Origin of the sequence: Paracoccus sp. (in: a-proteobacteria) (assembly GCF_046462195.1) — a bacterium.
Taxonomy (GTDB): domain Bacteria; phylum Pseudomonadota; class Alphaproteobacteria; order Rhodobacterales; family Rhodobacteraceae; genus Paracoccus.
This window is the reverse complement of sequence record NZ_JBKGUN010000204.1, coordinates 24,546-32,556: the sequence shown is the minus strand read 5'-3', so window position 1 is coordinate 32,556 and position 8,011 is coordinate 24,546. Positions and strand designations below refer to the sequence as shown.

General features: G+C 65.1%; 8 protein-coding genes and 1 tRNA gene. 1 reads left to right on the top strand and 8 read right to left on the bottom strand.

The features are described 5' to 3' along the window. Together ACLHHB_RS12670 and ACLHHB_RS12665 are read right to left on the bottom strand one after the other, a co-directional pair. Window positions 1–1,784, bottom strand: a 1,784-nt coding sequence (locus ACLHHB_RS12670; protein ID WP_410218640.1) for a CarD family transcriptional regulator, incomplete at its 3' end; no start/stop codon positions are given. Window positions 1,785–1,880: 96 nt separating this feature from the next. Further along, window positions 1,881–2,918, bottom strand: coding sequence for a fatty acid desaturase (locus ACLHHB_RS12665; RefSeq protein ID WP_410218639.1), 1,038 nt, complete (start codon window positions 2,916–2,918; stop codon window positions 1,881–1,883). Between the two features lie 231 nt (window positions 2,919–3,149). On the opposite strand from ACLHHB_RS12665, the gene ACLHHB_RS12660 reads away from it, so the two are divergent. Further along, window positions 3,150–4,403, top strand: coding sequence for an Hsp70 family protein (locus ACLHHB_RS12660; RefSeq protein ID WP_410218638.1), 1,254 nt, complete (start codon window positions 3,150–3,152; stop codon window positions 4,401–4,403). 116 nt (window positions 4,404–4,519) lie between these two features. Here ACLHHB_RS12660 and ACLHHB_RS12655 read toward each other — a convergent pair. The 6 genes from ACLHHB_RS12655 to ACLHHB_RS12630 form a co-directional block, all read right to left on the bottom strand. Beyond that, a tRNA-Phe gene (locus tag ACLHHB_RS12655) sits at window positions 4,520–4,595 on the bottom strand. A 104-nt stretch (window positions 4,596–4,699) separates the two neighbouring features. Further along, window positions 4,700–4,861 (bottom strand): DNA gyrase inhibitor YacG, encoded by a 162-nt coding sequence (locus ACLHHB_RS12650; RefSeq protein ID WP_410218637.1) that lies wholly within the window; start codon window positions 4,859–4,861, stop codon window positions 4,700–4,702. After that, entirely contained in the window at window positions 4,861–5,916 is a 1,056-nt protein-coding gene (locus ACLHHB_RS12645) for a ribonuclease E/G (protein ID WP_410218636.1), read from the bottom strand. Before ACLHHB_RS12645 ends, ACLHHB_RS12650 begins: the two co-directional genes overlap by 1 nt. Continuing rightward, the gene (locus ACLHHB_RS12640; protein WP_410218635.1) at window positions 5,913–6,515 is read right to left on the bottom strand and encodes a Maf family protein; all 603 of its coding nucleotides are present in this window, start codon (window positions 6,513–6,515) and stop codon (window positions 5,913–5,915) included. The genes ACLHHB_RS12645 and ACLHHB_RS12640 overlap by 4 nt, the downstream gene beginning before the upstream one ends. A 40-nt stretch (window positions 6,516–6,555) precedes the next feature. Further along, the gene (infA, locus tag ACLHHB_RS12635) at window positions 6,556–6,774 is read right to left on the bottom strand and encodes a translation initiation factor IF-1 (protein WP_010397442.1); all 219 of its coding nucleotides are present in this window, start codon (window positions 6,772–6,774) and stop codon (window positions 6,556–6,558) included. Window positions 6,775–6,861: 87 nt separating this feature from the next. Further along, window positions 6,862–8,007 (bottom strand): FliM/FliN family flagellar motor switch protein, encoded by a 1,146-nt coding sequence (locus ACLHHB_RS12630; protein WP_410218634.1) that lies wholly within the window; start codon window positions 8,005–8,007, stop codon window positions 6,862–6,864. Window positions 8,008–8,011 lie beyond the last annotated feature (4 nt).

The window sequence follows — 8,011 nt, the reverse complement described above, 5'->3', positions numbered from 1 at the left end:
CGCGCCAGAACCGTCGTGGGCGCGGCCACCACGACCTGACGCCCTGACAAGGCGGCGGCTGCGGCGGCGCGCAGGGCCACTTCGGTCTTGCCAAAGCCGACATCCCCGATGACCAGCCGGTCCATCGGATATCCCGATGCCATGTCCGCCAGCGCCGCACGCACCGCCTGCACCTGGTCGGGCGTGGCGGGATACGGAAAGCGGCTGACGAACCGCTCGTAATCGCGCGCGGGCGGCACCAGCTTTGGCGCCTCCGTCCGCCCGCGCGCGTCGGTCAGCGCCACCAGGTCGGCCGCCAGCCGGTCCAACGCCTCCCGCGTCGTCTGACGCCGCTTTAGCCAGGCGGCGCCCCGCAGTCGGTCCAGCCTGATCCCGGCATCGCCGGACCCATAGCGCCAGATCCGGCCCGCCTCGGACGAGGGGACCAGCAGGCGTTCGTCATTGGCATAAACAAGCCGTATCGCCTCGGGTCCCGGGGCGGAACCGTCCAGCGGCTCCATCCCTTCCAGCCGGCCCAGCCCGTGATCCTCGTGAATGACCAGATCGCCCAGTTCCAGTCCGGTCGCCTGGACCTGCCCCGGCAAGCTCAGCTTGAACAGATCATCAGGCTGTTCCGCCCGGCTGCCGAACAGATCTGCGGCCGTGACAACGGCCAGGTCACCCGTCACGAAACCGCGGTCCAGATCGGCCACCAGCACGGCATTTCCTGCTTCCGCGGCGGCGGCCCAGGCTGCCGCGGGCTGCGGTTCGTTCGCGCCCGCCTGCCGCACCATGCGCTGCAGGCGCGCCTGCTCTGCCTTTGAATGCGCGGTAAAGATCAGCCGGCGCCCTTCCTCGGCCTGTGCCGCAAGAAACCGGGCAAGGAAGGCGCGCGGGCGTCTTTCGGTGGCAAAGGCCGGAACCGGCTGCCATTCGACAAAGGGCAGCGTCTGCGCCTGCTGGGCAAGCGTCATCCACTCCCCTTTGTTCAGATAAAGCGCATCCGCAGCCGGCGTATCGGCTCTGCCCTCTGACGCATCCTTTCGGGCCTCGTCGATGCGCGCCAGCAGGTCGTCCGCGGCTGCAAGCGCCGCAGCGGATATTGTCAGCCGCGCGTCCGGCAGATGGTCGCTCAGGATGGAAAGTCGGTCATAAGCCTTGGGCAGATGATGCTCGCCACCGCGGGGACGGGCTTCGTCCGAAGGCGGCAGTTCGGTCACCGGCACCAGGACGATCTCCTCGACCTCGGAAAGAGAACGCTGCGACACCGGGTCAAACCGCCGGATGACGCTTACGCGGCCGTCGGCCAGTTCCAGACGGCATGGCAGCGGATCACCGGCGGGAAAAAGTTCGATCGTGCCACCATGAAAGGCCATCTCGCCCGGCTCGTCGATGCGTTCATCATGGTCATAGCCGGCCTTCTCGCAGAACCGTTGCAGCGCCTCGCTGTCCAGGATTTCGCCCGTCCGGATGGCATGGCTGTGCACGGCTTCCCTAGGCGGAAGCCGCTGCAGCATGGCCTGCAGGGGGACGATCACGATGCAACCGGCATCGGCGTCCTGCAGCCGGCGCAACACGGCCATTCGCCGCCCCATGGCCGCCGGCGTTGGAGAAGCGCTGTCAAAGGGCAGGCAATCCCAAGGCGGGAAGTATTCCACCGACCGGTCAGGCAAGGCGGCCGACAGGAAGCGCGCCAGCGCCTCGGCCCCCCGTTCGCTGCGGGTGATGTGAATGACCGGCTCCGAGGATTCAAGCTGCCGTATCAGTTCAAGAGCTTCCACGCCGGTCGGCAATTGGTCGAGCATGCACACCTCTGATCCACATTCGGGCAGAGGGCTCCGCCACGGGAATAATTGCCGCATTGAATGCGCAGAACGTGCAATTGTTCCCGTGGGTGGTGCTCAGGCGGCGGCGCCTCCGTAAAGGCGCGCGGCCTCGCGGAACGAGACCAGCCGGCGCTGCTTTTCGTCCCACAGGTGCAGGTTCACCGAACGGAGGCTTTCCCTGAGGGTCAGGCGCTGCGCCGACGCAAGCTCCTGATGTTCGCGCAGGATTTCGGGCAGGCGATAAAAGGGGATGCGGCTGTAGAGATGGTGGACATGATGGATGCCGATATTGGCCGACAACCAGCGCAGGGGCTGGGGCAGGATGTAATGCGACGACCCTGCCAAGGCCGCATGATGCAGCTGCCATTCCTCGTCCTTGGCCCAGTGCGTTTCCTCGAACTGGTGCTGGACATAGAACAGCCAGACCCCCAGTGTCCCCGCCACGATCGTGGTCGGCAGGAAGATCAGCAACACCGGCATCGGCCCGCCCAGCCAGATCATCACGCCCAGCACCGCCGCCAAGACCGCATTCGTTCCCAAGGCCGAGATCCAGAAGCGCGACCCCGAACGCATCAACCCGAAGGGCAGACGGTTCTGCAGGATGAAAAGATAGCTGGGGCCCAGCACGAACAGCACGAAGGGATGGCGATACAACCTGTACATCAGCCGCCCGCCCCACCCGCGCGCGCGATATTCCTCGACGGTCAGCGTCATGACATCGCCGATGCCGCGCTGGTCCAGGTTGCCGTGCTGGGCATGGTGCAGCGAATGTGTCCGCCGCCAGACGTCATAGGGCGTCAGCGTCAGAACACCCAGGCAGCGGCCGATCCAGTCCTGCACCCGGCGGTTCTTGAAAAAGGACGCATGCCCGCAATCGTGCTGGATGCAGAAGATCCGCACCAGAAACAGCCCGTTGATCATCGCGATGACCAGCGCCAGCCAGTAACTGACCGACAGAGACGCCCATGCCAGCGCCCAGAGCGCCAAGAACGGAACCAGTGTGACCGCCAGCTCGAGGATACTGCGGCGTGTGGACGGATCGCGGTATTTCGCCAGGATCCTCAACCACTCCTTGGCCTCGCGAGGAGCGGTATTGTCCGAATTGATCATCATCAGCGCCCTTACGCATGCCAGCTGCAGAACGGGCCTTATCATGGACAGGCCCCAGAGCCTACGCACTGTGACGTGTTCGAATGCCGCAGACCCATACTTCCGTTACGTCGCCCACAACGATGCGAAAGCCCGTTCCCTGTCGCTTGGAACGCGCGCTTTGTCCAGCATTGCTTGACAGCGATTTCGCCCGCCCATAGGAAGCCCGCTTTTGTTGGATGGGGGTTTTCGCACATGGCCCGACACAGCCTCGGCCTTGGCATCGACTTTGGCACCTCGAACTCCGCGGCAGGCTATCTGTGCGACGGCAAGCCCCGGCTGATCCGGATGGCGCCCGGCCAGTCGACCCTGCCCACGACCTTCTTCTTCGACTTCGAGGCGCGTCGGACCCTGATGGGCGAGCCGGCCAACCAGGCCCTGCTGGACGGGGTCGAGGGGCGCTTCATGCGCGCCCTCAAGCGCGTTCTGGGTACGACGCTGATGCATGAAAAGCGCCAGATCCTGAACGAACGCGTCACTTTCGTCGATATCATCGCCCGCTTCCTGCGCCAGATCAAGCAGCAGGGCGAAGCCGAGGCCGGCATGACCTTCGACCGCGTCCTGTCGGGTCGGCCCGTGGTCTTTCACGGATCCGACGACCCGCGCGAGGCGCAGGCCGAGGAAGACCTGCGCCGCTGCTATCTGGCGGCAGGCTTCCAGGAGGTCGCGTTCATGGCCGAGCCCGAAGCTGCCGCCATTGCCAGCGGTGCGCTGGAACAATCGGGCGCGGTGGGGCTGATCGTCGATGTGGGTGGCGGCACTTCGGACTTTTCGCTGTTCCGGTCGGGCAGCAATGGCGTGGACATCCTGGCCAACCACGGCGTCCGCATCGGTGGCACGGATTTCGACAAGGCCATCAACCTCGACTGGGCCATGCCGCTGCTGGGCAAGGGAACCGAGTTGCGCAAGGCGATGGGTCCCGGCACGTCCCCCACGCCCAATGCCATCTTCAACGATCTGGCGACCTGGGAAAAGATTCCTTTCGTTTACACGCCCCAGAACCGCCGGATGATCGCCGAGATGTTGCGGCTGGCGGAAGAGCCCGTGAAACTTTCCCGTCTTGCCAGGGTGGTGGAGGACCAGCTTGGCCATGACCTGGCCTTCGCGGTCGAGCGCGGCAAGATCATGGCCAACGGCGGAACAGGACAGGCCCATATCCTGCTGGACCAGATCGAGCCGGGCCTTTCGGCACCGCTTCCCTTAGGGGCATTGACGGACAGCCTTGCCCGTCATTCGCAGATGCTGCGCGACGGCGCCCGGCAAACGCTCCAGTTTGCGGGTCTGTCGGTGCGGGATGTCGAGCAGGTCATCTATGTCGGAGGATCAAGCCTGATGTCCGTCGTCTCGGACAGCATGAAAGACCAGTTTCCTGCAGCACGGCATTCCTTCAGCGAGGTGTTCACCGCTGTCACTGACGGACTGGCGATCGCCGCGGCGCGGAAGAACTGAACCAATGAAAGCACTGCGGCGGCTCTTGCATGACGCCAGAGCCGTTCTGCCTTGTCTCGGCAAGAATCAGGACAGCCTCGTCCGTCGACAGGTCGCTTTGTCCATGGAGATTGAGGTGGTGCCCGGAGACGGATTTGAACCGCCGACACGCGGATTTTCAATCCGCTGCTCTACCAACTGAGCTATCCGGGCCCCTGTTGCGCCGCTTCCGGCGCTGGGTGAGGGGTGTTTACGAGGCAGCGCGCGCTGTGTCCAGACCCAAACTGACGATTTTTTCTCCGCTTGAGGAAAGGTTGTCAGTCAGGCTCCTTGTCCTCGGACGGAAGGTCGTCCAGAGGCGGGCCGGGGATGACATAATCCCCGCGCAACCATTTGGCCAGATCGACATCCGCGCAACGCTTCGAGCAGAACGGCCGATAGCGGGGCTCGCTTTCCTTGCCGCAGATCGGACAAGCCATCACGCGCCTCCGCTTGCTGCCGACAGCCGCGCAAGCGGAACACGGTCGCGCTTGCGGTTCAGTTCGTAAAGCCCCATTGCGGTCCAGCCGACCAGAGTGACCTCGCTGGCCGCATGCCGGAAGGCCGCCTGCAGCACCTGGTCCAGCGTGGCGCGATCGCGCTTGGGCATGGGGGCGAAATCGATCACGATCTGGCCGCCCATGCCGCGCAGCATCAGCTGACGGGGCAGGTCACGGGCAAGGGCGATGTTGACCTTCAACCCCGCCGCGGGCGACGTATCGTTTCCCGTATTCACATCGATCGCCACCAGTGCACGAGTCTGCTCGATATGGGCATCCGCTCCACCGGAAAGGGTCATGAGCGGCGACAGGAGCCCGTCCACGGCCTCCAGGACACCGCAGCGCTCGAAACTGTCCGACCCTTCTTCGACTGCGTCGGGGGCGGGTTCCGCCCAATCCATCCAGGCCTGCTCCCACGGGGAAGCGGCGTCCAGAAGCAACTCGGGGCCGCCTTCGGTTTCGGCACAGATCCGGTCTGCCAGCTCCAGCAGTTCGGCCAGTTCGGCCGCAATGTCGTCGTCCTCGGCTTCGGCGGCGGCACTGCGCAGGATCAACCCATGCGACCCGGTACCCAACAGTTTCCGGCCCAATGCCTCCAGTTCCTCGCGCCGCTCCTCGTTCCGGATCTGTCGCGAAACGTTGACCCCCGGTGCCCCCGGCGTCACCAGCGCATGGCGCCCCCGGAACAGCAGGCGGGTCGACACGGGCAGGGCCTTGCCTTCTTCAGCGACGCCCGCGACCTGAACCAGCATGGGCTTGCCTTCGGACACGCCCTTGCGGTCGCGGAGATACCCCATTTGCCCATTGGGCAGACGCAGGAAGACCCCGCCCTGCCCTTTCATGAAGCGATCGGTCTGTGCACGGCAGATGGCGCCCGGCGCCAGCGGGGTCAGAACGTCAGGCGTGACCAGCAGGTCGATCAGCTGACCGTCCTGCATCAGGGCCGCGGCCTCTTGTCCGAACAGAAATCCCAGAACGACCTGACGCCCTTTCATCGGGACTCTCCTTTTGCAGCCGGATGAATGCCGATCGCCGACAGCATGGCCGCCGTTTCGGACAGGGGCAGGCCGACAACGGCGGAAAACGACCCCTCGATCCAGGGAATAAAAGCTGCGGCAGCACCTTGGATGGCATAAGCACCCGCCTTGCCCTGCCAGTCACCGGCATCCAGATAAGCTTCGAGCGATGCAGTGTCGATCGACCGCATCCGCACCTTGGTTTCCACCAAACGCAGCGCGGTCCGCGAACCGTGCCGCAGGGCCATGGCTGTCAGCACGACGTGGCGACGCCCGGACATCAGCCGCATGAAGGCCGCCGCTTCTGCACGGTCCGTGGGCTTGCCCAGAATGCGGCGCCCGACGGCGACGGTGGTGTCCGCGGTCAGAACAGCCTCGTGCGGGGCCATCTCCAGCGCCTGGGCCTTTTCCAGCGCCATGCGGCGGACGTAATCGCGCGGGGTCTCGCCCCGGTGCGGCGTTTCGTCGATGTCGGCAGGGCGCAAGGCATCGGGAACGATCCCGATCTGGGCCAGCAGTTCCAGCCGACGCGGGCTGGCGGACCCGAGGATCAGTCTTGGCGGTGCGGCGTCAGGCATGGCGTGGCCTCCGTCGCTGTCGGCTGTCGCAGGCAACAGCTTACTTGAAGCGGTAATTGATACGCCCCTTGGTCAGGTCATAGGTGTTCATTTCCACCTGTACCTTGTCGCCTGCCAGAACGCGGATGCGGTTCTTGCGCATCTTTCCTGCCATATGTGCAATGATCTCATGGCCGTTTTCAAGCTCGACCCGGAATGTCGCATTGGGCAGGAGTTCCTTCACGACGCCGGGGAATTCGAGCATTTCTTCCTTGGCCATGGTCACTCCATCATAATCATCCCGCAGGATTCGGGACCGCTGTTACATGCGTCCGGAGCGTGCGGAATTCAAGGAAAAAGCGTCACATCACAAGGGTGACTGCCCGAAAGCCACTATCGGAAGGGCATCGTCCATGCGAAAATCGTCCGGACCGGACAGATCGGCAGGGGCATGTGCGGCCATCAGGGCGGCATTGGGGTCAAAGGCGCGGGCCGGCATCTGCTGGGGCGCGGCACCCTCCTGCAGCGGGATGGCAGGGTCCCGCAGCCGGATGGCGTGACATCCTTCGGCCTCGCCGAACTTGCCGATGCCCAGCAGTTGTCCGCCCATGGTTTCCAGCCGCGCCTCGGCAAGACAGGTCTTGGGGAGCGACAGCAGCTTGCCTGTCGTCAGGCTCCGCAGCTCCGCCAACGAAATCTTCTTGCGGCACAGGATGGCAGCGACCTCGATCGGCGCCTCCTTCACCACATCGCGCAGCGGAACGCGCGGCTTTTCCAGCGCCGGGACGGGCGGCTGCGCGGGTGCGCCCACGGACAGGTCGGATGGCATGCGCGGGGCACGGACAGGCACCTCCTCGGCACCTGCCTGAGGCAGCGCCAGAAGGAGCCGGCCCTGACGCGTCTCGCTTCCGCCCAGCCGCATCTCGAAGGACAGGCTGCGGAGCGGACGGTCCTCCAGCATCAGCACCAGTGGACGCGCATCCTCCAGATGGGTCAGGAAACGATAGCCGCCGATGGCCTCGAACCCTTCAATCCCATCCATCTCCACCGGCAATTCCGTCAGCAGGGCGTCGATGAACTCGGCACAGAGCATCGCGTCGCTGCGGGTGGGGCGGCGGCGTTCCAGCGCCCGAGCCGTCACCCGGCCCAGTGCCTGCACCTCGACCAGGGCCGCCACGGTCTGGGGACAAAGAATGATCGTGCCCAGATGGTCACCGGGCCCCTGCAGCACCGCGACCAGCGGCAGGTCGGGCAGCAGTTCAGGCAGTTCGGCCAGCGTCACCGCCCCCGGAACCACGGAGAAAGGCTGCAGCGGCAGGCCATAAAGCCGGTCAGCCGCGCGGCCGATGGCGGTGGCGGCGGCGCGCGCAGGAGTCGGGGCGGGAACCGAAGGCAGCTGCGGCGCGCAACCCTGCCCCAGCCTCGCCTGGTTTTTCGCCAGCAGGATCCGACGCAGAACGCCCTGTCCCCGGTGCGGATCCGGATTGCCATGGAGTGGATCTGCAATGGTCATGTCA